We start from the raw sequence: 24353 nt of genomic DNA, 5'->3' as shown, positions 1-24353 counted from the left end.
ATCGAACCGTCCCGGAGGCGGGACTTCCCCCGTGTGCAGCGGGTAACGTCGGGGCGTGCCCGCCGACCCACTGCACCGCGCCGCAAAGCCACCGCGCAGCACGACGAGCCAGCCGCCGAGCGGCTCGGGGGCGAGCGCGATCGAGGTCCGCAGGAGCGCGCGACGGCGCAGAACGGTTTCCGCGTACCGAGAGGGCGATCGCACCGTCGTACTCATTCCCGCCCGGATGTCAGAGGCGGAGGAGCAGCGCTGGGTGACCGTCATGCTCGACAAGCTGGCAGCGCAGGAGAGCAAACGCCGGCTCGGCGACACCGAACTGGCGGAGCGGGCAGCCCGGCTCTCGGACCAGTACTTCGGTGGTCGTGCCCGGCCCACCTCCGTGCGCTGGGTCACCAACCAGAACACCCGCTGGGGCTCGTGCACCCCCGCCGAGGGCAGCATCCGCCTTTCGCACCGGCTGCAGGGCATGCCCGAGTACGTCGTCGACTACGTCCTCCTCCATGAACTCGCACACCTGCTCGTACCAGGGCATGGCCCCCGGTTCTGGCAGCTGCTGGACGCGTATCCACGCACCGAGCGTGCTCGCGGCTACCTCGAAGGGGTGGTCGCCGCCGACCGGCTGCCCCACCTGCCCCTCACCCGGGACGAGTGACACCTCGCGGGACCGTCCGCCGAGACATGCCCCGTGACCTGCGGCCCGACGGTGCCGTCCGGCCGGTGCCGCGGGCGTGAGTGCCGTGAAACGGGCGCTTCACGCGCGCGTGCGCGTTTGTGGGGCCGGTGACCGAAGTCGCGCTTTTGTACCGTCTCTGTACCAGCCTCGTACGTCTCAGGACTTTGCGGTTAGCCTGGCGCGACGCATTCGCAGGCGCACGCACTTTCGGGATGGGGGACGGTCGTTACGCATGGCCAGGGAATTCCAACGCGGCCACAAGGCCAAGATCAGTGACCTCACCGCGGGTACGGATCTGTACGTAGGCGTACAGATCTCCGGCCCCGGGCTGACCTTCGACATCAGTTGCTTCGGGCTGGACGCCGACGAACGGCTCTCGGACGACCGTTACTTCGTCTTCTTCAACCAGCCGAAGACCCCCGAGGAGTCGATCCAGCTCCTGGGCACCCAGTCGGGCGACACCGAGTCCTTCCGTGTCACGCTCGACAAGATCCCGCCGCAGATCCAGAAGCTGTCCTTCACGGCGACGATCGACGGCAACGGGCAGATGTCGCAGATCGCCCCCGGTTACCTCCGTATCGTCGCGGGCGGCGAGGAGGTGGCCAGGTATCCCTTCGACGGCTCGGAGTTCTCCACCGAGCGCGCCGTGATGCTGGGCGACTTCTACCTGAAGGACGTATGGCGGTTCGCGGCCGTCGGACAGGGTTTCGACGGCGGCCTCGACGCGCTGCTGAAGAACTTCGGCGGCGAGGTCGCCGAGGAGGAGCCCGCCGCCCCGCAGCAGCCGCAGTCCGACGCCACGCCCGGCTTCGCGCCCCCCGCGTTCGGTGCCCCCGCGGCTCCGGCCGCTCCGGCGCCCGCCCAGCCGTTCGCGCCCCCGGCGCCCCCGCCCTCCGTGCACGCCGCTCCGACGATCGCCGCGCCCCTGCACACCCCGCCCGGCGGCACCGTCCCGCCTCCGGCCGCCCCCGCGCCTCAGGGCGGGCCCTTCACTCCGCCGGGCGCTCCGCCGCAGGGTGGCCCGTTCACCCCTCCCGGTGCCCCGCCGCAGGGCGGGCCGTTCACGCCTCCCGGCGCGGCTCCGCAAGGCGGGCCGTTCACGCCCCCGGGCGCCCCCGTCGCCTTCCCCGGCCAGGCGCAGCCTTTCGGCGGCGGTACCCAGCTCGCGCCGGTGCCGCCGGAGGCAGGGCTGCGGGTCGTCCTGACGAAGTACTCCGAGGCCCCTGTCGGCGACCGCTGGACCGAGCAGAACCCGCAGCTGGTGCGGGCCACGCTCACCAAGGGCGCCAACATCCTCGCCAAGCAGGGCAGCATGGTCGCCTACCAGGGCGACATCGACTTCGCCCACAAGGGTTCCGGCCTGCTCGGCAAGTTGACGGGCCAGCTCACCGGACAGGGCATGGCCCTGATGCGGTGTTCCGGAGACGGTGAGGTGTTCCTCGCCGACGAGGGCAGCCGCCTCTTCGTCATCCGCCTGGAGAACGATCAGCTTTACACCAGCGCACGCGGTGTCCTCGCCTTCGACGAGTCGCTGGACACCGAGATCCGCCGCATCGAGGGCGCGGGCCTGCCCGGTGGCGGCCTGTTCAGCATGCTCTTCTCCGGCACGGGATCGGTCGTCGTCAAGACGCGCGGGGTCCCCGTCGTGCTGCCCGTCGGCCCGGCCACCTACGTCGACGGCAACGCCGTCATCGCCTGGTCCGCCGGCGCACAGGCCGTCACCACGACCTCGCTCAGGCTGCGCCGCTCCGGGTACGCCCGGCAGACCCAGGAGGCCGTCAACCTCCAGTTCCGCGGCGCCCCCGGCAACTTCGTCGTCGTCCAGCCCTTCGAGGTGTGAGGCAGAGCATGGACCTCCAGACACTCAACGCGCACCGCTCCGCCTCCACCGGCGTCCGTATGAGCGTGCACAGCTCCAAGACGCTCAAGGTCGCCATGGTCACCGGCCAGGACCTCCTGGCCAAGGCCGGCTCGATGATCGCTTACGACGGCTACGTACAGTTCGACGGCCCGCCCGCCACGCTGCGGCGCAGCGCGGAGGAGATGGTCACCGGCGAGGGCGGCAAGCTGATGCTCTGCCGGGGCGACGGGGACCTGTACCTCGCCGACTACGGCGGCGACGTCCTCATCCTCCACCTGAACAACGAGGCGCTCTCGGTCAACGGCCCGACCCTGTTGGCCTGCGACGCCTCCCTCCAGCTCTCCATCGAGCCGGTCAAGGGCCTCGCCAAGCTCTCCGGCTCCGGCCTCACCAACCTCGTGATCCGGGGCACCGGATGGGTCGCCCTGGTCAGCCGGGGCGTGCCGATCTCCCTCGACTGCGCCGAACGGGAGACGTACGTCGACCCGGACGCGCTCATCGCCTGGACCGACGGCCTGGACATGAAGGCCCGTCGCACCATCAAGGCCAGTGCGCTCATCGGCCGGGGCAGCGGGGAGGCGTTCCAGATCGGTTTCAAGGGACGTGGCTTCGTGGTCGTCCAGCCCAGCGAGGACACCGGCGACCGTTTCAAGATCCGTGGCTGACCGGGGCTGAGAGGAGAACAGCACACCATGCACAGCACACTCTTCGCGCACATCCCGGTGAACCACACCGAGCGCTACACACTGCAGAACCCGCAGCTGCTCAAGACCGACATCACCATCGGCAGCAGCCCGGTCCTCGCCCGCCAGGGCGCCATGGTCGCCTTCGAGGGGCAGGTCGACTTCGACAGCCAGTACCGCAACCGCAGCTGGCGCAACGCCGAGCGGATGACCGGCGAGCGCCTCGAACTCATGCGGTGCAAGGGCAACGGGATCGTGTATCTCGCCAACTTCGCGCAGTACCTGCACATCATGGAGGTCGGCAGCGGCATCACCGTCGACTCCTCCGCCGTCCTCGCCTTCGACGGCTCCCTGAACGTCGGTATCGTCGCCGTGGACAGCGCCGTCGAGGTGGCCTCCGCGGGGGCGTACAACCTGGAGCTGTCCGGTGGCGGCAAGGTCGTCCTGATGACCTCGGGCGAGCCGCTGGCCCTGGAGGTGACGCCCGACAAGAACGTCTGTGTCGACTCGGACGCCGTCATCGCCTGGTCGACCTCGCTGCGCACCCAGCTCCAGGCGCCGACCTCCACCTCCGCCGTGTGGCGCCGCAGGGGATCCACCGGCGAGGGCTGGGAGATGCACTTCGGCGGCCACGGGCATGTCCTGGTGCAGCCGAGCGAGCTGCTTCCGCCACAGCACCTGCGCACGTCCGGCGTGCTCGGACAGTTCGGCATGGGCGCCGGCGGACTGAGCGGGAACTCCCTCGGAGGCAGCCGCAACTGAGGCGACGACCGATGGGCGGGCGGGACCAGCGCATCGGGGAATGGGCTCATGTGTAAGGGGCGTCCGCCTTGCGGACGCCCCTTACCGCGTTCGTGCCCCCGGCGGGGGCATGCCCACGCCCCCGCCGCGCCATGCCGCCAGCCCGCCGAAGCCATGCGAAAGAGCGAGGTCAGAGCCGTGCCCGAGTGGCCTCCAGCAGGCGTACGACCGACTTGTCGGCCACGGTCGGGACCTCGTCGTAGGCGAACCAGCGCAGGTCGAGGGACTCGTCGCTGATCGCTTCCACCGCGTCGGCCGGGGCGAGGGCCGCGTACTGGACGTCCAGGTGCCAGGCGCACGGGGTGAGATGGCGGTCGAGGCGGACCGGGCCGCCGGGCAGGAGCGTCAGGCCCTGGATGCCGGACTCCTCCGTGGCCTCGCGGAGCGCGGAGTCCGCGAGGGCGGTGTCACCCGGCTCGCAGTGGCCGCCCATCTGGAGCCACATGCGCAGCTTCTTGTGCAGGGTGAGCAGCACCCGGCCGCGCCCGGGATCGATCACGAGGCCGCTCGCCGTGATGTGTCCGGCGCCGCACGCCTTCCACATGCCGTCCGGGTGGGCCGCGAGATGGTCGAGGTACACCTGGCGCAGCTCGGCCTGGTCCTCGTAGCTCTTCAGTACGAGGACCGCGTCGTCGTGCAGGCTCACTCGGTGTCGTCGTCCTTCTTCTTGAGGTCCGGCTTCTCGGCGGAGCCGCCCGCGGCCTCGCCGAGCATCTTGTCCAGCTCGGAGAAGTCCATCTGCTCCCGGTGGACGAAGCCGTCCGGGTCGTCCAGGTCGGAGGCGGTGGGCAGCATGTCGGGGTGGGCCCACAGGGCGTCGCGGCCGTCGACACCGCGCGCGTCCGTGAGGGACGCCCACAGACGGGAGGCGTCGCGCAGACGGCGGGGGCGCAGCTCCAGACCGATCAGCGTGGCGAAGGTCTGCTCGGCCGGGCCGCCGGTGGCACGGCGGCGGCGCAGGGTCTCGCGGAGGGCGTCCGCGGACGACAGGCGCGGCTTCGCGGCCGCGTGCACGACCGCGTCCACCCAGCCCTCCACCAGCGCCAGAGCGGTCTCCAGACGAGCCAGGGCCGCCTTCTGCGCCGGGGTGTCCTCCGGCTGGAACATGCCCTGCTGGAGTGCCTGCTGCAACTCCTCGGGGTTCTGCGGGTCGAACTGACCGACCACGTCCTCCAGCTTGGCCGTGTCGACCTTGATCCCGCGCGCGTAGCCCTCGACCGCGCCGAACAGGTGCGAGCGCAGCCACGGCACATGCGCGAAGAGACGCTGGTGGGCGGCCTCGCGCAGGGCCAGGTAGAGCCGCACCTCGTCCTTGCCGACGCCCAGGTCCTTGCCGAACGCCTCCACGTTCAGCGGCAGCAGCGCGGCCTTGCCGGCCGGTCCGAGCGGCAGGCCGACATCGGTGGATCCGACGACCTCGCCCGCGAGCACGCCCACGGCCTGCCCGATCTGCTGGCCGAACATGGCGCCGCCCATCGACTTCATCATGCCGATCAGCGGGCCGGCCATGGCCTGCATCTCCTCCGGCAGGATGTCGCCCATGGCGCCGCCGACCCGCTCGGCCACCGGGTCGACCAGTTCCTTCCAGGCGGGCAGGGTGGCCTCGACCCACTCCGCGCGGCTCCACGCCACGGCGGAGCCGGCGCCGGACGGCAGGGACGTCGCGTCGTCCAGCCACAGATCGGCCAGGCGGACGGCCTCCTCGACGGCGGTGCGCTCGGCGGGGCCGACGCTCTCGTCCTTCGCGCCGTCGGCGGTTCCCTGGGCGACGGTCTGGCGGGCGATCTGCTTGGCCATGTCCCAGTTCACCGGGCCGCCCTCGTACGAGAGCATCTGGCCCAGCTGCTGGAAGGCGGCGCCCAGGTCGGTGGGGTTCATGGAACCGAACATCGCGGCGAACGGATTGTCGGCGCCGGGGCCGCCGGCCCCGGGGAACCCGAAACCGAACGGGTTGGCCGGGCCCTGACCACCACCGCTCTCCTGGTCCTTCTTCTTGCCCTCGTCGCCGTCGTCCGGCTCCTCCGGCGGAAGGCCGAATCCGAATGGGGTGTCACTCACGGGATTCCTCGGCTGATAGGGCCATCGGTTTTCTCCGACGGCACGGCTGCCCGAACACCACCCAGCGTAGACACCACGGCGGGTTAAGGCCTCGGTGCTCCGCCGACCGAATGCCTGCGGCAGGATGGATGCCACCTGGTACGTACGCGTCACCCGCGTGCGTACTGAAGACAACCGCTGGAGACGCCCGGTGAGTTCCCCAGATCCGCAGGTTCGCGCAGCGCGAAACCACACAACCAGTCCCGCCGCGCGCGGGCCCGTCGTCGCGGTCACCGGTGCCGCGTCCGGCGTAGGAGCGCTGCTCACCGAGCGGCTCGCCGAGTCCGACGAGATCCGGCAGGTCATCGCCATCGACGAGCGGCGCGGCGACTGCGCGGCCGCCCAGTGGCACATCCTGGACGTGCGCGATCCGGCGATCGCCGAGAAGCTGCGCGGGGCCGACGTGGTGGTGCACCTCGCCGTCGACCTCGACCTGGGCACCGACGCGGCGGTGCGCAGCGCGTACAACGTGCGCGGGACACAGACCGTGCTCACGGCCGCCGCCGCGGCCGGGGTGCACCGGGTCGTGCTGTGCACGTCGGCGATGGTCTACGGGGCGCTGCCCGACAACGAGCTGCCGCTCTCCGAGGACGCCGAGCTGCGGGCGACCGCCGAGGCCACGGGGGTCGGCGACCTGCTGGAGATCGAGCGGCTCGCGCGCCGGGCGCCGCGCGCCCATCCGGGCCTCAATGTCACCGTGGTGCGTCCCGCGACCCTCGTCGGAGGCACGGACACGGCGCTGACCAGGTACTTCGAGTCGCCTCGGCTTCTGGTCGTGGCCGGTTCGCGACCCGCCTGGCAGTTCTGTCACGTCGAGGACCTCTGCGCGGCGCTGGAGTACGCCGTGCTGGAGAAGGTCGACGGGGAGCTGGCCGTCGGGTGCGAGGGGTGGCTGGAGCAGGAGGAGGTCGAGGAGCTCAGCGGGATCCGGCGCATGGAGCTGCCGTCCGCGGTCGCGCTCGGGGCCGCCGCCCGACTGCACCGGATCGGGCTCACGCCGTCACCGGCGGGGGACCTGGCGTACACGATGTACCCGTGGGTGGTGAGCGGGAGCCGGCTGCACGACGCCGGGTGGCGGCCGCTGTGGACGAACGAGGAAGTGCTGGCGGAGTTGCTGGAGGAGGTCGCCGGGCGGCACACCGTGGCCGGACGGCGGTTGGGGCGCAAGGACGCGACGGCCGCGGGTGCCGCCGGTGCGACGGTCGCGCTGCTGGGTACGGCGGCGCTGGTGCGGCGGGCGCGGAAGGCCCGGGGCAGGCGCTGAGCGGCGTGCCCTCGGTAGGTACGGCGGGGAGACGCCGCTCTGTCGCGTGGGGCACGATGGGGGTATGGCTGTGAATGATGATCACCCTGGTGAGCAGGGGGCCGAGGAGCCCGTCAAGCTGATCGGGATCCGAGAGGCGGCGCTCTCCCTGGACGAGGTGTTCCGGGCGGTCGGGGACGAGGCGGCCGGGGGCACCGCGCTGTTCGTGGGAACCGTGCGCAACCACGACGGGGGAGCCGATGTCGACGAGCTCGGCTATTCGTGTCACCCCACGGCCGAGGCCGAGATGCGGCGGATCGCGGAGAAGGTGGTCGCCGAGTACCCGGTGCGGGCGCTCGCGGCGGTGCACCGCGTGGGAGACCTGAAGGTCGGGGACCTGGCCGTGGTCGTCGCCGTGTCCTGCCCGCATCGGGGCGAGGCCTTCGAGGCGTGCCGCAGGCTGATCGACGACCTGAAGCACGAGGTGCCCATCTGGAAGCACCAGAAGTTCTCCGACGGCACCGACGAGTGGGTCGGCGCCTAGCGTCGCCGTCGCCGCGTGACCGGAATACGCCCATGCGCGTTCCGGTTGCGTAACCCGCCCCCCGACGAGAGCGTTGACAGGGCGGACGGATAATCTGCTGATCAGTCAGTTGTGGTTGCTTCATAGGGGTTGGGAGGCCGGCATGGCGGCGCTTGCCTGGTTGCTGATTCCACTTGTGGCCGCGATCGGTGCCGGACTGTGGGGCGGCTGGGCCAGCCGGAACCGCAGGAGCATCGAGGACGGCACCGAGCTCGCGGGCTACTCGCGCTTCCGCGAAGCCATGGAGCGGTCGCACACCGGCGGCTGACACCTTCCGGCCCCGCCCCGGACGGACGGCCCCGACGGTCCCCTGACAGGCCTGTCCCGTACTGTCGTTCCATGCCACGCCGCACCGCGACGATGCTCGCCTCCACCCTGATGCTGATCGCGCTCCTGTGCGCGGGAGTGATCATTCCCGTGCCGTATTCGGAGATGTCCCCGGGGCCGACGGTGAACACGCTCGGGGAGCACGACGGCGAGCCGGTGCTGCAGATCTCGGGACACAAGACGTACGCGACGACCGGCCACCTGAACATGACGACGGTCCGGGTGACCAGCGCCGACTACCGGATGAACCTCGTCGAGGCCGTGTACGGCTGGCTGGCGCACGACAACAAGGTCGTGCCGCACGACACGCTCTATCCCGACGGCAAGACCGAGGAGCAGTCGACCCAGGAGAACGCCGAGGAGTTCAGCCAGTCCCAGGAGAGCGCCAAGGTCGCCGCCCTGAAGGAGCTGGACATCCCGGTGAAGTCGTGGGTGATCGTCTCCACCGTCCTCAAGGACTCGCCGGCCGAGGGCAAGCTGCACGCCGGTGACGTGATCAAGTCCGTCGACGGTACGGCGGTCAAGGAGCCCGAGGACGTTGCGAAGCTGGTCACCGAGCACAAGCCCGGAGAGGACGTCGACTTCGTCATCGTGCCCGCCAAGGCGCAGGCCGCCGCCGAGAAGGCGAACAGGACGGCGACCGAGACGGAGACGGTCACGATCACCACGGCCAAGTCCGACGACACCGGCGAGGAGCGGGCGATCGTCGGGATCTCGGCGGGGACCGACCACACCTTCCCGTTCACCATCGACATCAAGCTCGCCGACGTCGGCGGCCCGAGCGCCGGACTGATGTTCGCCCTCGGCATCTACGACAAGCTGACGCCCGGCAACCTGACGGGCGGCACGTTCGTGGCCGGCACCGGCACGATCGACGACGAGGGCAAGGTCGGCCCCATCGGCGGCATCGAGATGAAGACGGTCGGCGCGCGGGACAAGGGCGCCGAGTACTTCCTGACGCCCAAGGACAACTGCGCCACGGCCGCCAAGGACGTCCCCGACGGGCTCACCCTCGTCAAGGTCGACACCATCGAGGACGCGCTCGGGGCCCTGAAGGACATCCGCTCCGGCGACACGGCCGATCTGCCGAAGTGCACCACCAAGGGCTGACAGGAGCAGGGGACGGCGCACGCGCGCGTGGGGGCGCCCTCGCGGCCGGAGGGCGCCCCCATGGTCGTAGATCGGATCTAGTCGTAGATCGGATCGGCGTGGATCCGTAGATCAGTCCACGAAGGTCGCGGACAGGGCCTCTGCCAGGCCAGGGACCAGCTCGGGGCCGGTCAGGACCTCCGTCGGGCTGTCCTTCTCGCGCAGGCGCAGGGCCGAGTCACGGGAGCCGTCGCGCAGGACGGCGACCGTCATCCGGACCTCCTGGCGGTCCGGGTGGGAGGCGACCCACTTGGTCAGGCGATCCCCGTCGAGGTCCTCCGGGACGGACGCCTCGGCGGACGGCGGCAGCATCAGCCGCTCCACGGTCAGCGCGCAGCCGACCACCGCGTCGGGCCAGGCGATGGTGCCGAGGAACTCGTCGAGCGCCTTGCCCGCGGGAATCTCGTCCTGCTCGATCGGGGTGAGACCCACGGTCTCGGACTCGTCCTGCAGACCGAGCTGGGCCGCGAGGGCGGGTTCCTGGGACCGCAGACGCGCGGTATCCACCAGGGCGAAGAGGCGAGCGGGCTGGTCCCAGCCGAGGCCCGCGGCGTACTCGTCGATCTCGAGCACGGCCCGGGTGAGGGGGTTCGCTGCCATGGGAGTGTTGGACATGGTCACAATCCTGCCTCGTTCGTTCCCGGAAGCGGGAACCGAGTAAAGCGTGAGTAAGTTGCATAGGTGAGGCCCCTGCGATCACGGGGCCCGCTGGAGGGTCCGTAGACGCGGGCCTGACGTATCGACAGCGAACTTCGAGGTGCGCACCTTGGCTTTCCAGATGCCGGACCGCGGCGGAGGCCCGACGGGGCCGCGGATCAGAGTGGGCCGACCGTCCCGACGTGTCCGGACGCTGCTCATGACGTTGGGCGTCCTTGCCGTCCTCGGCATGGCCTTCGTCATGTTCGCGGGGTTCTGGACGGACTGGCTCTGGTACCGGTCGGTGAAGTATTCGTCGGTCTTCACCACCACGCTGTGGACCAAGATCGGGCTCTTCTTCGTCTTCGGTCTGCTGATGTCGGCCTCGGTCGGCTTCAACATCTGGCTGGCGCACCGGCTGCGGCCGCCGCTGAGCGCGATGTCGATGGAGCAGCAGAGCCTCGACAGGTACCGCATGGGCATCGCGCCCTACAAGAAGTGGCTGCTCCTCGGGATCACCTCCCTGGTGGGCCTCATCGCCGGCGCCTCCGCCTCCGGGCAGTGGCGCACCTGGCTGATGTGGGTCAACGGGGTGTCGTTCGGGCAGAAGGACCCCCAGTTCCAGCTGGACGTCTCCTTCTACGCCTTCGACCTGCCCTGGTACCGCTTCCTGCTCGGCTTCGGCTTCGCCGCCGCCGTGCTCTCGGTGATCGCCGCCGCGCTCACGCACTACCTGTACGGCGGCCTCAGGGTCACCTCCCCGGGCGCGCGGGCCACCGCCGCGGCCACCGGGCACCTGTCGGTGCTGCTCGGCATCTTCGTCGCCCTGAAGGCCGTCGCCTACTGGCTCGACCGCTACGGGCTCGCCGTGAAGTCCAGCGACTTCAAGGCCACGGGCAACTGGACGGGCCTGAGGTACGTCGACGCGAACGCGTACCTGCCGGCCAAGACGATCCTGTTCTGCATCGCCGTGATCTGCGCACTGCTGTTCTTCGCCACCATCTGGCGGCGCACCTGGCAGCTGCCGGTCATCGGCTTCGGCCTGATGGTGCTCTCCGCGATCCTCATCGGCGGGCTGTACCCGGCCATCGTCCAGAAGTTCCAGGTCCAGCCGAACGAGCAGGCCAAGGAGGCGCCGTACGTCGAGAAGAACCTGGCGGCGACCCGGCAGGCCTACGGCATCGACGGGACCGACGTCCAGGAGTACTCGGGCGTGAGCGACACCACGGACAAGGCCAAGCTCCGCAAGGACGCCGACACCACGGCCAGCATCCGTCTGCTCGACCCGAACATCGTCTCGCCGACGTTCCAGCAGCTCCAGCAGATGCGGAACTACTACGCGTTCCCCACGAACCTGGACGTCGACCGGTACAGCAATGAGGACGGCGCGGATCAGGACACGGTCATCGGTCTGCGCGAGCTGAACCTCGCCGGCATCCCGAAGAACAACTGGATCAACGACCACTTCCGCTACACCCACGGCTACGGCGTGGTCGCCGCCAAGGGCACCGAGGCCACCTCCGGCGGCCGCCCGGTCTTCACCGAGTCGGACCTGCCGTCCAAGGGCGACCTGGGCGAGTACCAGCAGCGGGTCTACTACGGCGAGAAGACCACCCAGTACTCGATCGTCGGCGGTCCCCAGGACGAGATCGACTACTCCGACGACAGCGGTGAGAAGACCACCAGCTACAAGGGCAACAGCGGGGTCAACCTCTCCAGCCCGGTCAACCGGGCCGCGTACGCGGTGGCGTTCAACGAGCCGCAGATCCTCTACTCCGGTGCCATCGGCGAGGGTTCGCGGGTCCTGTACAACCGCACGCCCAAGGAGCGCGTCGAGGCGGTAGCCCCCTGGCTGACCATCGACGGAGACGCCTACCCGGCCGTCGTCGACGGCAAGATCCAGTGGATCGTCGACGCGTACACCACCACCAACGGCTACCCGTACGCCTCCCGCACCACCCTGGGCGACACGACGGCCGACTCGCTGACCGCGGACAACAGCCAGCGTGCGGTGGTGGCCCAGCAGAACCAGGTCAACTACATCCGCAACTCGGTGAAGGCGACCGTCGACGCGTACACGGGTCAGGTCAAGCTCTACCAGTGGGACACCAAGGACCCGGTCCTGAAGACCTGGATGAAGGCGTTCCCGGGCACGGTGGAGCCGAAGGACGACATCTCCGACTCGCTGCTGGCCCATCTGCGGTACCCGCAGGACCTGTTCAAGGTGCAGCGCGAACTGCTGACCCGCTACCACGTGAAGGACGCCGAGACGTTCCTCAGCGGCAGCGAGGTGTGGCAGGTCCCGGACGACCCGACCAACACCTCGGGCAACGCGGTGCCGCCGTACTACCTGAGCATGAAGCTGCCGGGCCAGTCGGCACAGGCGTTCTCGCTGACCACGACGCTCACGCCGAACGGCCGGGACAACCTCAGTGCCTTCGTCTCGGTCAACGCCGAGGCGGGCACCAAGGACTACGGCAAGATCCAGATCCTGAAACTGCCGACCAGCGAACCGATCGACGGACCCAAACAGGTCCAGAGCCAGTTCAACTCCGAACAGGACATCGCCGAGACGATCAGCCTCCTGAAGAGAGGCGACTCACAGGTCGAGTACGGCAACCTCCTGACGGTCCCGCTCGACGGCGGTCTGCTCTATGTGGAGCCGGTCTATGTGCGAGGCGGCGGCCTCAAGTACCCGCTGCTGCGCAAGGTCCTGGTCACCTACGGCGGCAACACGGCCTTCGAGGACACCCTCGACGCGGCGCTGAACAAGGTGTTCGAAACCGAGGGTCCGCCCACCGAGCCGCCGGTGGACGACGGCGACGAGGGCACCGACGAGCCGCCGAAGACCGGCGACCCGACGGTCCAACAGGCCCTGGAGGAAGCCCAGAAGGCGTTCGACGAGGGGCAGCAGGCCCTCAAGGACGGCGACTGGGAGGCGTACGGCCGGGCCCAACAGGACCTGGAGGACGCGCTGAAGCGTGCCGAGGACGCCCAGGCCAAGGCCGGCGGGACCGGCGGCAGTGGCAACGAGGACAGCGACAAGAGCGGCGACGGAGGCTCCGGAAGCGGCTGATGCAAGGCTTCGTCCCGCGCCGTGATACGGTTGCAACGCAACGGCGCGGGGTGGAGCAGCTCGGTAGCTCGCTGGGCTCATAACCCAGAGGTCGCAGGTTCAAATCCTGTCCCCGCTACTGAAGTTGAAGGCCCGGATCCTCCAAAGGATCCGGGCCTTCGACGTGTTGTCGGGGGTGGTCGGGAAATCTGTGTTTGACTTGTCGCTCTGTGGGCATGTCGACAAAACGCTGTAGTGACCTCAATGGCTGCGGTATACCAGGTGTACCCAGGTTGCAGGTGGTGCGACGATGGACGTTATGGGGGACAAGGCAACTCTGTTGGAGACCGGGCGGTTTGCGCAGCCTGCCGACATTGCGCTGCCTGCCGACTTTGTGGTGCCCGCCGAGTCCGCCTCGTCGGTCGAGTCCGTGTCGGCCGCGGACGAGGACGAGACGGCGGACGCCGTCGAGGAAGCGCGTCAGCGGCTCGCCGCCGAAGCCGGTGACACCGAGGCGATGAGTGTCCTCGGCGCCATGCTGCTGCGCCGCGGCGACCTCGACGGAGCCGAGCCCTGTCTGCGGGGTGCCACGGCCGCCGGGGACCGCGCGGCCGCCAACAATCTGGGTGTCCTGCTGCACCAGCGTGGATACGCCGACGAGGCCGCCAGCTGGTGGCGGGTCGCGGCCGTCGCCGGTTCCGCCGCAGCCGCGCACGCGCTCGGCCGGCACCACCGTGAGCGCGGCGACGAACCGGCCGCCGAGTACTGGCTGCGTCAGTCCGCCGAGCAGGGGCACGCCCTCGGGGCGTACGCACTGGCCGACCTGCTGGAGCACCGCAGCGACGCCGCCGCCGAGCGGTGGATGAGAGTGGCCGCCGAGCGCGGCCACCGCGAGGCCGCGTACCGGCTCGCGCGGGCGCTCAGCCGGCGCGCTGAGCAGGAGGAGCGCGCCGCCGTGCGCGAGGGGCGGAAGCTCGCGCGCGCGGCGCTGGAGATCGGGAGCGGCGGCCGTGAGGCGGTCCGCGAGCCACGTGACGCGGGGCGCAGGCCCGCCGCGGCCACGGGGGAGCACGGCGCTGACAACGGTGTCGGGACGGGTGCCGCCGAGGAGGCCGAGCAGTGGTACCGGCAGGCCGCCGCGCGCGGGCACCGGCGGGCCGCGCTGCACCTCGGGGCGATCCTGGAGCGACGCGGGGAGCTCAAGGAGGCAGGCCGCTGGTACCTGACCTCCGCCAAGGACGGCGAGCCGCGCGCCGCGTGCGCGCTCGGGTTCCTGCTGCGGGACGCCGGCGACACGGAGAGCGCCGCCGTGTGGTGGCTGCGGGCCGCCCAGGACGGCGACGGCAACGCGGCGAACGCGCTGGGCGCGCTGCACGCCGAGCGCGGCGAGACCCAGACCGCCGAGCGCTGGTACCGGGCCGCGATGGACGCCGGCGACGTCAACGGCGCGTACAACCTCGGGTTGCTCTGCGCCGAGCAGGGACGGACCGCGCAGGCCGAGCAGTGGTACCGGCGTGCCGCCTACGCCGGGCACCGGGAGGCGGCCAACGCGCTCGCCATCCTGCTGCTCCAGGTCGGCGACGCGTCCGGCGCCGAGCCGTGGTTCTCCAAGGCCGCGGAGGCCGGGAGCGTCGACGCCGCCTTCAACCTGGGCATCCTGTTCGCCGGGCGGGGCGACGACGCGACGGCACTGGTCTGGTACGAGCGGGCGGCCGCAGCAGGGCACACCGAGGCGGCGCTCCAGGTCGCCATAGCGCGGCTGCGGGACGGTGACGAGCGGGCCGCCGAGCGGCATCTGCGGTGCGCCGCCGGTGGGGGCAGCGCGGAGGCCGCGTACCGGCTGGCCGCCGTGCTCGACGCGCGCCGTCCGCCCGCGCCCGCGCACGAGCTGGGTGAGCCGGTGCGGGAGAAGAACGAGTGCGAGGAGTGGTACGAGCGGGCCGCGTCGCAGGGGCATCGGCGGGCGCAGGTGCGGGTCGGGATGCTGGCGGCCGGGCGCGGGGACGTGGTCGAGGCCGCGCGGTGGTACCGGGTCGCGGCGGAGTCCGGGTCGCGCAACGGCGCGTTCAATCTGGGGCTGCTGCTGGCCCGGGAGGGCAGCGAGCCGGAGGCCGCGGTGTGGTGGGCCCGTGCCGCCGACGCGGGGCACGGGCGGGCGGCGTTGCGGCTCGCCCTCGTCTACGCGCGTCGGGGCGAGCTGGTGGAAGGGAAGCGGTGGGCCGATCGGGCCGTGGCGCTCGGGCCGGCGGAGGTGGCGGAGCGGGCGGCACGGTTGCGGGACGCGTTGCGGGACGAGCTGTCGGCGTAGCTGACCGCGGCGGGGTCGGCTGTGCGGGCCGGGGGCGTGAGGGTGCCGGGGGCGTGCTGGGCAGGGCGGGGTTTCGCTCACCCGCGCTTGCGGGGTGCCGCTGCGCCCACCCGTGCCGCCCCAGCGGCACGACTGCCCGCAGTGTGGGACGGGTGGAGGTGCGTGTGGCTGGGGGACGGGTGACGGTGCGTGCGGTGGGGGCGGGCGGAGGTCCTGGTCAGGGGGCGGGCTTAATGGATTTGCTCTGGTCGGTCAGGGTGACGTAGTGTTCAGTTCATCGACGCGGGGTGGAGCAGCTCGGTAGCTCGCTGGGCTCATAACCCAGAGGTCGCAGGTTCAAATCCTGTCCCCGCTACTGAAGGCCGATGGCCCGGAACCGAACAGGTTCCGGGCCATCGGTGTTTTCGTGTGTGTGGGCGATGAGCGATGAGCGATGAGCGATGGGGCTACGCCTTGGTGCAGTTCGGGCAGACGCCTCGGTAGGTGACCTCCACGTCCGAGACGGTGAAGCCGAAGCGCTCGGTGGCGGGGAGGTCGGCCAGCGGGTCGCCGGTCGGGTGCACGTCGCGGATCGTGCCGCACTGGGCGCAGACCAGGTGGTGGTGCGGACGGTGCGCGTTCGGGTCGTACCGCTTGGCGCGCCGGTCCGTGGCCACCTCGAGCACCTCGCCGAGGGAGACCAGCTCACCGAGGGTGTTGTAGACGGTCGCCCGGGAGATCTCGGGCAGCTTGGCGACAGCGCGTGTGTGTACCTCGTCGGCCGTCAGATGGACGTGTTCGCCGTCGAGAACCTCGGCCACGACACGCCGCTGCGCGGTCATGCGCCATCCGCGTCCGCGCAGCCGCTCCAGAAGGTCACTCATAACGGTCAGCGTAACAGCAGGTAGGAACAGATCCCGAACAGGTGTGACTTTAGAGCAAGCCTTGACTTAGATTTAGTCCAATGTGGGATCGCGTCAGCGGTCGACCGGGGTTCGGGCCGCTCGCCGTTGGGGCGGGCCGGGATCTCGTAGGAGACTCCCGGCCCGTTCGTGCGTCCGGTCGGGGTCGAATCCGGGTGGGTCGGGGGCTATGCCGGTGCGGGCTGTCGGGCGGGGGCCCAGCAGCGGATGATGTCGCGGACCGAGACGATGCCGACGGGGGCGCCCTCGTCGAGGACGATCAGATGGCGGAAGCCGCCGTGGGACATGGCGCGGGCGGCTTCCTCCAAGGTCCAGGACGGCGTGGCGAACACGACGTCGTTGGTGGTGTGGGCGTGGGCGCGCTCGGCGTCGGGGCTCTGGCCCAGGCCGACGGAGATGAGGACGTCGCGTTCGGTCAGGATGCCGAGTCCGCCGGCGTCCGGGTCGAGGACCACGGCCGCGCCGATCCGGCGAGCCGCCATCAGGGCGGCGGCCTGGCGGAGGGTGTGATCGGGGCCGATGGTGAGGACCACTGTGCTCATGGCGTCGCGGACGAGCATGGAGTTCAGCCACCTCCTAGGGAATCCGGTGAACGGATTGTTCAAGGATTCACAAGTTCACAAGTGGGGGAACTCTCAATGTGGCAGGTAAAGCGGAGGTCAACAAGGGGGCGTGCGTGGTCAGTTCGGGGCGCCCCGGATCACTGCCGGGCTCAGTAGCGCTGGTTCAGATAGCCCAGGAGCTCGTCGTGGAGGAGGCCGTTCGAGGCCGCCGCGTTGCCGCTGTGCGGGCCGGGGCGGCCGTCGAGGCCGGTGAAGCTGCCGCCCGCCTCGGTCACGATGATCGCGTTGGCGGCCATGTCCCAGAGGGAGAGCTCGGGTTCGGCGCAGATGTCCACGGAGCCCTCGGCGACCATCATGTACGGCCAGAAATCGCCGTACGCGCGCGTGCGCCACACCTCGCGGGTCAGGTCCAGGAAGCCGCCCAGGTGGCCGCGCTCCTCCCAGCCGCTGAGGGAGGAGTACGCGAAGGAGGCGTCCGACAGATCGGCGACGCGGGAGACGCGCAGACGGGAGGCCGAGCTCAGGCTGCGGCCGGTGAAGGCGCCGTGGCCCTTCGCGGCCCACCAGCGGCGGCCGAGCGCGGGGGCGGAGACCACGCCGACGACGGGCTGGTAGCCGCCCTCGGCCGCCTCCATGAGGGAGATCAGGGTGGCCCAGACGGGGACGCCCCGGACGTAGTTCTTGGTGCCGTCGATCGGGTCGACGACCCAGCGGCGGGGGCCCGTGCCCTCGACGCCGTACTCCTCGCCGAGGATGGCGTCCCGGGGCCGGGCGCGCTGGAGTTGGCCGCGGATGAGTTCCTCGGCGGCCTTGTCGGCCTCGCTCACCGGGGTCATGTCGGGCTTCGTCTCGACCTTCAGGTCGAGGGCCTTGAAGCGGCCCATGGTGGTCGCGTCGGCGGCGTCCGCGAGGACGTGGGCGAGGCGGAGGTCGTCGAGGTAATCGGCCATGTGGCGAACGGTATCCGCCGAGGTCGGTGCGGGGCTACAGGGGGGCCGGGGGTGGGTGGGGCGCGGTGGTCACCGGCGGCGGAGCGGTGCGGTCGCCGAGGCTGCGGGCACGGCCGCCGGGGTGGTGGGCACGGCTGCCGGCGTGGTGGGCATGGCCGCCGGGGTGGTGGGCACACGAGGGGGTGTTGTCCGTCGGGTGAGGTGTCTCGGGGGCTCGTACTTCTCTTCGGTGTGGGTGTCGGGCGTTGGTGGAGCGTGCCGCGCACGTTGGCCGGTGTGCGCCCCTGGGGAGCGCCGTGAACCCTTGACAGTGACTTGATGCGCGTCAAATCTGAGGGCCAGAGCCGCCCGCTCGTATTCAGGGAGGCGATGATGCCTGCAGCGCGGGAATCCTTGTTGGACGCCGCTTACGCGGCGCTGGTGCGTCGGCCGTGGTCCGCCGTGCGCATGGTGGACGTGGCGGCGGTGGCCGGAGTGTCACGTCAGACGCTGTACAACGAGTTCGGCAGCAAGGACGGGCTCGCCCGGGCCCTGGTCCGCAGGGAGGCGGACGGTTATCTGGCGGGCGTCGAGCGGGCGCTGGCCACCCCCGTGGACTCCCGTGACCGGTTGGCCGCGACCGCCGAGTGGACCGTGGCCGCCTCCCGCAACAACGCGCTGGTTCGCGCCATGCTCACCGGCTGCTGGAGCGAACGGCTGCCGTCACCGTCGCTCGCCGCGGTGCGTTCCTCCTCCGCGGTGCCCGCGCAGCGCCGCGCGGACGGACCGCTGCCCGCGCCGACCGACTTCGTGGCCCTGGTGCGCGAGCGGGCCGTAACCGTGCTGTCCGCGCCCGGCACCCCCAGGTCGGACACGGCGGAACTCGCCCGGTCCTGTGAACTCGCGGTGCGGCTCGCCCTCTCGTGCGTGGCGGCGCCCCCGGTCGAGGGCGGGGTCACGGATCTCGTACGGACGGCGCTGCCCCGTCAGCTCAGCCGGACCCTCGGCTAGCCGAGCCGAGCCGAGCCGAGCCGAGCCGACCGACGCCATCGCCATCGCCGTCGCCGGAGGCAGCGGGCAATAGGCAGGGGTGCGGCAGGTGCGGGGTGAACTAGTGTGCCGAGCCCGACAGTTGGAGTCCCACGACGCCCACGATCACCAGGCTGATCGAGACGATCTTCAACGTCGACACGATGTCGCCGAGGAAGATCATCCCGTAGATCGCGGTGCCGGCCGCGCCGATGCCCGTCCAGACGGCGTAGGCGGGGCCGACGTCGAGCTTCCTCAGGGACAGGGTCAGCAGGCCGAAACTGCCGAGGGCGAAGACGCAGAAGGCGACCGTGGGCCAGAGTCTGGTGAAGCCGTGCGAGAGTTTCAGACAGACGGCGAACCCGGTCTCCAGGAGCCCCGCCACGACCACCAGCAGCCACGCCATGTCTCGTCCTCCCGTGTCCCACGTTCCGTGACCGCTTCGTCTGTTCTCGGCTGATCTCGTCTGGTCTGGGTCCGACTCGGTGCGATTATGCACTTACCGGGTGGACGGGGGCGCAAACAACGCGGAGGTCGGTGCGGAGTCAGTCGCCTTCCCGCCGTTCGCGCGTGGCGAGCAGCCTGCGCAGGGAGTAGAGGCGGGCCGGGTCAGCGTGTCCGTCCGCCACCCACTGGTCCAGCGCGCAGTCCTGCTCGTCGTGACTGCACGCGCGCGGGCAGCCCTCCGTGCCCGGCACCAGGTCCGGGAAGGCGTTGATCACCCGGGACGGATCGATGTGTGCGAGACCGAAGGAACGCACGCCGGGGGTGTCCACGACCCAGCCGCCGCCGGAGTCCGCGAGGGGCAGGGCGAGTGCGGAGGTCGTGGTGTGCCGGCCGCGGCCGGTCACCGCGTTGACATGGCCCGTGGTGCGGCGCCGGTCCTTCGGGACGAGAGCGTTCACCAGGGTCGTCTTGCCGACGCCCGAGTGACCGACGAACGCGGTGATCTTGCCCGCGAGGTGTTCGCGGACGCGGTCGGCGGCGCCGCCCGTCTCCAGCTCCTCGCGGCTCGTCACGACGTACGGGATGTCGATGTCGCCGTAGAGCTCCAGGAGTTTGTCCGCGGAGGCCAGGTCCGACTTCGTGAGGACGAGGAGCGGGGCCAGACCGCCGTCGTAGGCCGCCACCAGGCAGCGGTCGATGAGGCGGGGGCGGGGCTCGGGGTCGGCGAGGGCGGTGACGATGGCCAGTTGGTCGGCGTTGGCGACGACGACGCGTTCGTAGGGGTCGTCGTCGTCGGCCGTGCGGCGCAGCAACGACGTGCGGTCGGCGATGCGGACGATCCGCGCGAGAGTGTCCTTCTTGCCGGAGAGGTCGCCCACGAGGGCCACGATGTCGCCGACGACCGCGGCCTTGCGGCCCAGTTCGCGGGCCTTCATCGCGAGGACGACGCGGTCCTCGACGAGACAGGTCAGCCGGCCCCGGTCGACCGTGAGGACCATGCCCTCGGCGGCGTCCTCGTGCTTCGGGCGGATGTTCGTCCGGGGACGGTTGCCCTTGCGGTTCGGGCGGCTGCGGATGTCGTCCTCGTCGGTGTGCTTGCCGTAACGGCGCATGATCCCGGTCCGCCCGTCTAGTTCTTCCCGAGCATCCCGGTCCACAGGTCGGGGAAGTCCGGCAGCGTCTTGGCCGTCGTCGCCACGTTCTCGATCCATACGCCCTCCACGGCCAGGCCGATGATCGCACCGGCGGTGGCCATGCGGTGGTCGTCGTAGGTGTGGAAGACACCGCCGTGCAGCGGGCGGGGGCGGATGTGGAGGCCGTCGGCGGTCTCGGTGACGTCGCCGCCGAGTTCGTTGATCTCCTTGGTGAGCGCGGCCAGGCGGTCCGTCTCGTGGAGGCGGAGGTGGGCGACGCCGCGCAGGGTGGAGGGGGAGTCGGCGAGGGCGGCGACCGCCGCGATGCCCGGGGTCAGCTCGCCCACCTCGCTCAGGTCCACGTCGATGCCGTGGATCGCGCCGGAACCGGTGAACACCAGTCCGTACTCGGTCAGTTCGCAGGTGCCGCCCATCTCCGTGAAGATCTCGCGGAGCTGGTCGCCCGGCTGGGTGGTGCGCGCGGGCCAGTCGGGGACGACGATCTTGCCGCCGGTCACCAGGGCCGCCGCCAGGAACGGCTGCGCGTTGGAGAGGTCCGGCTCGATCGTGAGGTCGCGGCCCAGCAGGGCGCCCGGCGTGACCCGCCAGACGTTGGGCTCGCCGCCCGACTCCGGGGTGTCCACCTGCGCGCCCACCGAGCGCAGCATGTCCACGGTCATCCGGATGTGGGGGAGGGAGGGCAGGGTCGCGCCGGTGTGGCGGACCTCGACGCCCTGGTTGAAGCGGGGGGCCGAGAGGAGGAGCGCCGAGACGAACTGCGACGACGAGGACGCGTCGATCGCCACCGGGCCGCCGTCGAGGGCGCCGCCGCCGTGGACCGTCAGGGGGAGCGCGCCCCGGCTGTCGTCGTCGATGCGGGCGCCGAGGGCGCGCAGGGCGTCGATCACGCCGTTCAGGGGGCGCTCGTAGGAACGCGGGTCGCCGTCGAAGCGGACGGGGCCGTCCGCCAGGGCCGCCACCGGGGGGAGGAAGCGCATGACCGTGCCCGCGTTGCCGACGTCGACCGTGGCCGGGCCGTGCAGACCGGTGGGCAGGACGCGCCAGGCCTCGCCGGTGCCGCCCGCGCCGGAGGAACTGGAGGAGACGGTCTCCTCGATGCCGACGCCCATCGCGCGCAGGGCGTTCGCCATCAGGAGGGTGTCGCGGGAGCGGAGGGGGCGGCGCAGCCAGCCGGGTTCGCTGGCGAGGGCGGCGAGGACGAGGGCGCGGTTGGTGACCGATTTGGACCCCGGGACGTGGACCGTCGCGTCGACGGCTCCGCTCGCGGTGGGGGCGGGCCAGAGGGCGGGCTGTGCGTTCAGGGCCATGCGGCCACTTTAGTAGGGGTTCGCCCGAGGGGGTGCCTCGTGATCGCCGTGGGCGGCTGAGGGTTCGGTGGGGCTTCTGGCGCGGTCTCCCGTGCCCCTTGAGGGGCGGCACCCCGGCCTCGGCTCCAGGGCGCTCAGAGGTTCAGCAGCCAGCGTCCGCCGCCCATCAGGGCGCACAGCGACACCACGTGGAACATCACCAGCCACACCGTCGCCGGGAGGTGGGTCAGCCGGGAGAGCTGGTCGGCGTCGGAGTCGCCGGCGCCTCCCCGGCGGCGCTTCGCCTGGAGCTCGAAGGCCGGGCGGACGCCTCCCAGCAGCAGGAACCAGACCACCGCGTAGGCGAAGGCGGCCTGGACCTGGGGGCCCGCCAGCCAGGAGACGACGACGAAGGTGCCGCCGGTGACGAGGAGGGTCAGGGCGCCGTAGGCGTTGCGGATCATGACCAGCATGGCGACCAGCAGGATCGTGGCGAGCCAGAGGAGGAGGGTGATGCGCCCGGAGCCGAGGAGGGCGGCGCCGCCGAGGCCGAGGAGCGGGGGAGCCGTGTAGCCGGCGGCGGCGGTGAGGATCATGCCGAGGCCGCTGGGCTTGCCGCGGCTGACCGTGAGGCCGCTGGTGTCGGAGTGCAGTCGGATGCCGGTGAGGGTGCGGCCGGTGAGCAGCGCGACCAGTCCGTGTCCGCCCTCGTGCGCGATGGTGATGGCGTTGCGCGAGAGCCGCCAGACGCCGTGCGGGACGATCGCCGCGAGCGCGGCGACCGCGGTGGCTATGACGACCCACAGGTCGGGGTCGGGCTGGGTGCCGAAGACTTCGTCCCACAGGCTGGCCAGCGAGGTGGCTGCGGTGCTTTCCATGTTCTGCGGTGGCTCCTCGGGGTCGCGATCGACGGGGGCGCGTGGCGCCGTTGTCGGGGGGTGGTGGTCGGGTGACGGGTCGGCCTGGCAGTGTGGCACTCATGTGCGGACGGTATGCGTCGAGTCGTAGGCCCGAGGATCTCGCAGGAGTCTTTGAGATCGAGAAGTGGGAGCCGGAGGAGACCCTGGAGCCGGATTACAACGTGGCTCCCACCAAGGAGGTCTACGCGGTCCTCGACCGCCCTCTGAAGGACGCCGACGACAAGCGGCCGGTTCGCCAGCTGCGGAAGCTGAAGTGGGGACTGGTCCCTTCCTGGTCCAAGAACCCCGAGGGCGCCGCGCGGATGATCAACGCTCGCGCGGAGACCGTGCACGAGAAGCCGTCGTACCGCCGCGCCTTCGCCACCCGGCGGTGCATCCTGCCCGCCGACGGCTACTTCGAGTGGGTCACCGGCCAGGGGGAGCGGGAGCTGGAGGTGGAGGGGAAGAAGAAGCGGCCGCGCAAGCAGCCCTACTTCGTGCTCCCGGCAGACGGCTCCGTCTTCGCGATGGCCGGCCTGTACGAGTTCTGGCGGGACAGGACGCTGCCGGACGACCATCCGCAGGCCTGGTGGGCGACCTGTTCGGTGATCACGACGGAGGCCGAGACGACCCCGCTGGCGGTGGCACCGGCGGACGGCCCGCACGCGTTGGCCGACATCCACCCCCGGATGCCGCTGATGCTGACGCCGGACCGCTGGGACAGCTGGCTCGACCCGGCGCGCACGGACCCCGACGACCTGCGCGGGCTGCTCGACCCGCCGCCCGCCGGGCTGATGCGCGCCTACCCCGTCTCCACGGCCGTCAGCAACGTCCGCAACAACGGCCCGGAGCTGCTGAAGGAGCTGGAGGGGCCCGAGGAGGGCACACTCTTCTGACGTGACCGAGAACGAGGCAGCAGCGCGGGAAGAGATCGACACCGAGGCCGGCACGGGCCGCGTCAGCTGGTACGAGGCCGAGGACCCGGCCTTCGTGCTCGCCGTCGGCCATGGCGCCGGCGGCGGCATCGAGGCCCGTGATCTGCGGGCCCTCGCCGCCGTGCTCCCCGCGCGCGGCGTGACCGTCGCCCTGGTGGAGCAGCCGTGGCGGGTGGCCGGGAAGAAGCTCGCACCCGCGCCCGGAACGCTGGACGTGGGCTGGCGGGGACTGTGGCCCGCGCTGGCGAAGCCGGGACTCCCGGTGATCGCGGGCGGCCGGAGCGCCGGGGCCCGGGTGGCCTGCCGCACGGCCACGGAGCTGGGCGCGGCGGCCGTACTGGCGTTGAGCTTTCCGCTGCATCCCCCGGGCAGACCGGAGAAGTCCCGGGCCGACGAACTGCTCGGGGCGGGGGTGCCCACCCTCGTGGTCCAGGGCGGCAACGATCCCTTCGGCAGGCCGGAGGAGTTCCCGGAGGGCGCGTACGGGCTCGTGGAGGTGCCGTACGGGGATCACGGGTTCGCCGTCCCGAAGCGGGCGCCCCTCGGGCAGGACGAGGCGCTGACGGTGATCACGGACGGTGTCGTGGAGTGGATCGCGTCACTGTGATGACCCGTCCGGCGGTGGGTGGGAATGCGGAGCGGCGGCCCTTGGTTGTGCGGATCAGACAGCGCGAAAGACCGTGCTGACCGCCGTACGAGAGGAAGTCCGCCGCATGGGTTCGACCTATTGCCCGAGCCGCAGCAGCCGCGCTGACCTGGACTGGACGGTGCTGCACGCGGCCAAGAGCGGCCC

The 24353-nt window shown here is 71.1% G+C and carries 23 protein-coding genes and 2 tRNA genes; 15 read left to right on the top strand and 10 right to left on the bottom strand.

The window, feature by feature from the left end; genetic code table 11:
* Positions 1 to 55 precede the first annotated feature (55 nt).
* From ACZ52C_RS05980 to ACZ52C_RS05965, 4 genes are all read left to right on the top strand, one after another.
* Positions 56 to 652, top strand: a complete 597-nt coding sequence (locus tag ACZ52C_RS05980) for a M48 metallopeptidase family protein (protein ID WP_469073609.1) — start codon at positions 56 to 58, stop codon at positions 650 to 652.
* A 253-nt stretch (positions 653 to 905) separates the two neighbouring features.
* Entirely contained in the window at positions 906 to 2513 is a 1608-nt protein-coding gene (locus ACZ52C_RS05975; RefSeq protein ID WP_469073608.1) for a TerD family protein, read from the top strand.
* An 8-nt stretch (positions 2514 to 2521) separates the two neighbouring features.
* On the top strand, positions 2522 to 3199 hold the full coding sequence (locus tag ACZ52C_RS05970) for an AIM24 family protein (protein ID WP_469073607.1): 678 nt from the start codon (positions 2522 to 2524) through the stop codon (positions 3197 to 3199).
* A gap of 27 nt (positions 3200 to 3226) precedes the next feature.
* Entirely contained in the window at positions 3227 to 3979 is a 753-nt protein-coding gene (locus ACZ52C_RS05965) for an AIM24 family protein (RefSeq protein WP_469073606.1), read from the top strand.
* 169 nt (positions 3980 to 4148) lie between these two features.
* On the opposite strand, the gene ACZ52C_RS05960 is transcribed toward ACZ52C_RS05965, so the two are convergent.
* Positions 4149 to 4664 (bottom strand): NUDIX hydrolase, encoded by a 516-nt coding sequence (locus ACZ52C_RS05960; RefSeq protein WP_469073605.1) that lies wholly within the window; start codon positions 4662 to 4664, stop codon positions 4149 to 4151.
* Positions 4661 to 6076 (bottom strand): zinc-dependent metalloprotease, encoded by a 1416-nt coding sequence (locus ACZ52C_RS05955; RefSeq protein ID WP_469073604.1) that lies wholly within the window; start codon positions 6074 to 6076, stop codon positions 4661 to 4663. Before ACZ52C_RS05955 ends, ACZ52C_RS05960 begins: the two co-directional genes overlap by 4 nt.
* A gap of 190 nt (positions 6077 to 6266) precedes the next feature.
* Between ACZ52C_RS05955 and ACZ52C_RS05950 the strand changes: the two genes are divergently transcribed.
* The 4 genes from ACZ52C_RS05950 (at position 6267) to ACZ52C_RS05935 (ending at position 9378) form a co-directional block, all read left to right on the top strand.
* On the top strand, positions 6267 to 7379 hold the full coding sequence (locus tag ACZ52C_RS05950) for an SDR family oxidoreductase (RefSeq protein ID WP_469073603.1): 1113 nt from the start codon (positions 6267 to 6269) through the stop codon (positions 7377 to 7379).
* A 64-nt stretch (positions 7380 to 7443) separates the two neighbouring features.
* Positions 7444 to 7902, top strand: a complete 459-nt coding sequence (locus ACZ52C_RS05945; protein WP_469073602.1) for a molybdenum cofactor biosynthesis protein MoaE — start codon at positions 7444 to 7446, stop codon at positions 7900 to 7902.
* Positions 7903 to 8044: 142 nt separating this feature from the next.
* A complete protein-coding gene (locus ACZ52C_RS05940) occupies positions 8045 to 8209 on the top strand; it encodes a hypothetical protein (RefSeq protein WP_179201718.1) in 165 nt (54 codons plus the stop codon).
* 71 nt (positions 8210 to 8280) lie between these two features.
* Positions 8281 to 9378, top strand: a complete 1098-nt coding sequence (locus ACZ52C_RS05935) for a YlbL family protein (protein WP_469073601.1) — start codon at positions 8281 to 8283, stop codon at positions 9376 to 9378.
* A 111-nt stretch (positions 9379 to 9489) separates the two neighbouring features.
* Here the strand turns inward: ACZ52C_RS05935 and ACZ52C_RS05930 are convergent, their stop codons facing one another.
* Positions 9490 to 10032 carry a PPA1309 family protein gene (locus ACZ52C_RS05930; protein WP_469073600.1) on the bottom strand — a complete coding sequence of 181 codons (543 nt, stop codon included), beginning with the start codon at positions 10030 to 10032 and terminating at the stop codon, positions 9490 to 9492.
* Positions 10033 to 10195: 163 nt separating this feature from the next.
* On the opposite strand from ACZ52C_RS05930, the gene ACZ52C_RS05925 reads away from it, so the two are divergent.
* The 4 genes from ACZ52C_RS05925 (at position 10196) to ACZ52C_RS05910 (ending at position 15771) form a co-directional block, all read left to right on the top strand.
* Positions 10196 to 13129, top strand: coding sequence for a UPF0182 family membrane protein (locus ACZ52C_RS05925; protein ID WP_469074152.1), 2934 nt, complete (start codon positions 10196 to 10198; stop codon positions 13127 to 13129).
* Between the two features lie 44 nt (positions 13130 to 13173).
* Positions 13174 to 13247: transfer RNA gene (locus ACZ52C_RS05920), tRNA-Met, on the top strand.
* Positions 13248 to 13418: 171 nt separating this feature from the next.
* Positions 13419 to 15416: a tetratricopeptide repeat protein gene (locus ACZ52C_RS05915; RefSeq protein WP_469073599.1), complete on the top strand. Its 1998-nt coding sequence runs from the start codon at positions 13419 to 13421 to the stop codon at positions 15414 to 15416.
* A gap of 281 nt (positions 15417 to 15697) precedes the next feature.
* Positions 15698 to 15771: transfer RNA gene (locus ACZ52C_RS05910), tRNA-Met, on the top strand.
* Positions 15772 to 15862: 91 nt separating this feature from the next.
* On the opposite strand, the gene ACZ52C_RS05905 is transcribed toward ACZ52C_RS05910, so the two are convergent.
* From ACZ52C_RS05905 to hisN, 3 genes are all read right to left on the bottom strand, one after another.
* A complete protein-coding gene (locus tag ACZ52C_RS05905; RefSeq protein WP_469073598.1) occupies positions 15863 to 16279 on the bottom strand; it encodes a Fur family transcriptional regulator in 417 nt (138 codons plus the stop codon).
* A 206-nt stretch (positions 16280 to 16485) separates the two neighbouring features.
* Positions 16486 to 16878: a CBS domain-containing protein gene (locus ACZ52C_RS05900; RefSeq protein WP_045559052.1), complete on the bottom strand. Its 393-nt coding sequence runs from the start codon at positions 16876 to 16878 to the stop codon at positions 16486 to 16488.
* Positions 16879 to 17030: 152 nt separating this feature from the next.
* Positions 17031 to 17831 carry a histidinol-phosphatase gene (hisN, locus tag ACZ52C_RS05895; protein ID WP_469073597.1) on the bottom strand — a complete coding sequence of 267 codons (801 nt, stop codon included), beginning with the start codon at positions 17829 to 17831 and terminating at the stop codon, positions 17031 to 17033.
* 372 nt (positions 17832 to 18203) lie between these two features.
* On the opposite strand from hisN, the gene ACZ52C_RS05890 reads away from it, so the two are divergent.
* Positions 18204 to 18821: a TetR/AcrR family transcriptional regulator gene (locus ACZ52C_RS05890; protein ID WP_469074151.1), complete on the top strand. Its 618-nt coding sequence runs from the start codon at positions 18204 to 18206 to the stop codon at positions 18819 to 18821.
* A 100-nt stretch (positions 18822 to 18921) separates the two neighbouring features.
* Here the strand turns inward: ACZ52C_RS05890 and ACZ52C_RS05885 are convergent, their stop codons facing one another.
* The 4 genes from ACZ52C_RS05885 to ACZ52C_RS05870 all read right to left on the bottom strand — a co-directional run bounded on the left by ACZ52C_RS05885 (position 18922) and on the right by ACZ52C_RS05870 (position 22604).
* Entirely contained in the window at positions 18922 to 19245 is a 324-nt protein-coding gene (locus ACZ52C_RS05885) for a DMT family transporter (protein ID WP_469073596.1), read from the bottom strand.
* Between the two features lie 139 nt (positions 19246 to 19384).
* A complete protein-coding gene (rsgA, locus tag ACZ52C_RS05880) occupies positions 19385 to 20398 on the bottom strand; it encodes a ribosome small subunit-dependent GTPase A (protein WP_469073595.1) in 1014 nt (337 codons plus the stop codon).
* Between the two features lie 17 nt (positions 20399 to 20415).
* Positions 20416 to 21747: a 3-phosphoshikimate 1-carboxyvinyltransferase gene (gene aroA / locus ACZ52C_RS05875; RefSeq protein WP_469073594.1), complete on the bottom strand. Its 1332-nt coding sequence runs from the start codon at positions 21745 to 21747 to the stop codon at positions 20416 to 20418.
* Positions 21748 to 21881: 134 nt separating this feature from the next.
* A complete protein-coding gene (locus ACZ52C_RS05870; protein WP_469073593.1) occupies positions 21882 to 22604 on the bottom strand; it encodes a M50 family metallopeptidase in 723 nt (240 codons plus the stop codon).
* A gap of 101 nt (positions 22605 to 22705) precedes the next feature.
* On the opposite strand from ACZ52C_RS05870, the gene ACZ52C_RS05865 reads away from it, so the two are divergent.
* On the top strand, positions 22706 to 23521 hold the full coding sequence (locus ACZ52C_RS05865; RefSeq protein WP_469073592.1) for an SOS response-associated peptidase: 816 nt from the start codon (positions 22706 to 22708) through the stop codon (positions 23519 to 23521).
* 1 nt (position 23522) lies between these two features.
* Positions 23523 to 24167 (top strand): alpha/beta hydrolase family protein, encoded by a 645-nt coding sequence (locus ACZ52C_RS05860; RefSeq protein WP_469073591.1) that lies wholly within the window; start codon positions 23523 to 23525, stop codon positions 24165 to 24167.
* The last annotated feature ends 186 nt before the right edge of the window (positions 24168 to 24353 follow it).

The sequence above is a fragment of the Streptomyces sp. NPDC034049 genome (assembly GCF_055575575.1).
Note: the sequence above shows the minus strand (reverse complement) of the source record. Positions and strands in the feature narration are given on the sequence as shown.

Bases quoted from the DNA above. Each gene is read 5' to 3' on its own strand.
- ACZ52C_RS05975 (WP_469073608.1), top strand. From the start codon at position 906: ATGGCCAGGGAATTCCAACGCGGCCACAAGGCCAAGATCAGTGACCTC.
- ACZ52C_RS05970 (WP_469073607.1), top strand. From the start codon at position 2,522: ATGGACCTCCAGACACTCAACGCGCACCGCTCCGCCTCCACCGGCGTC.
- ACZ52C_RS05965 (WP_469073606.1), top strand. From the start codon at position 3,227: ATGCACAGCACACTCTTCGCGCACATCCCGGTGAACCACACCGAGCGC.
- ACZ52C_RS05945 (WP_469073602.1), top strand. From the start codon at position 7,444: ATGGCTGTGAATGATGATCACCCTGGTGAGCAGGGGGCCGAGGAGCCC.
- ACZ52C_RS05940 (WP_179201718.1), top strand. From the start codon at position 8,045: ATGGCGGCGCTTGCCTGGTTGCTGATTCCACTTGTGGCCGCGATCGGT.
- ACZ52C_RS05935 (WP_469073601.1), top strand. From the start codon at position 8,281: ATGCCACGCCGCACCGCGACGATGCTCGCCTCCACCCTGATGCTGATC.
- ACZ52C_RS05930 (WP_469073600.1), bottom strand. From the start codon at position 10,032: ATGTCCAACACTCCCATGGCAGCGAACCCCCTCACCCGGGCCGTGCTC.
- ACZ52C_RS05925 (WP_469074152.1), top strand. From the start codon at position 10,196: ATGCCGGACCGCGGCGGAGGCCCGACGGGGCCGCGGATCAGAGTGGGC.
- ACZ52C_RS05915 (WP_469073599.1), top strand. From the start codon at position 13,419: ATGGACGTTATGGGGGACAAGGCAACTCTGTTGGAGACCGGGCGGTTT.
- ACZ52C_RS05905 (WP_469073598.1), bottom strand. From the start codon at position 16,279: ATGAGTGACCTTCTGGAGCGGCTGCGCGGACGCGGATGGCGCATGACC.
- ACZ52C_RS05900 (WP_045559052.1), bottom strand. From the start codon at position 16,878: ATGCTCGTCCGCGACGCCATGAGCACAGTGGTCCTCACCATCGGCCCC.
- hisN (WP_469073597.1), bottom strand. From the start codon at position 17,831: ATGGCCGATTACCTCGACGACCTCCGCCTCGCCCACGTCCTCGCGGAC.
- ACZ52C_RS05890 (WP_469074151.1), top strand. From the start codon at position 18,204: ATGCCTGCAGCGCGGGAATCCTTGTTGGACGCCGCTTACGCGGCGCTG.
- ACZ52C_RS05885 (WP_469073596.1), bottom strand. From the start codon at position 19,245: ATGGCGTGGCTGCTGGTGGTCGTGGCGGGGCTCCTGGAGACCGGGTTC.
- rsgA (WP_469073595.1), bottom strand. From the start codon at position 20,398: ATGCGCCGTTACGGCAAGCACACCGACGAGGACGACATCCGCAGCCGC.
- aroA (WP_469073594.1), bottom strand. From the start codon at position 21,747: ATGGCCCTGAACGCACAGCCCGCCCTCTGGCCCGCCCCCACCGCGAGC.
- ACZ52C_RS05870 (WP_469073593.1), bottom strand. From the start codon at position 22,604: ATGGAAAGCACCGCAGCCACCTCGCTGGCCAGCCTGTGGGACGAAGTC.
- ACZ52C_RS05865 (WP_469073592.1), top strand. From the start codon at position 22,706: ATGTGCGGACGGTATGCGTCGAGTCGTAGGCCCGAGGATCTCGCAGGA.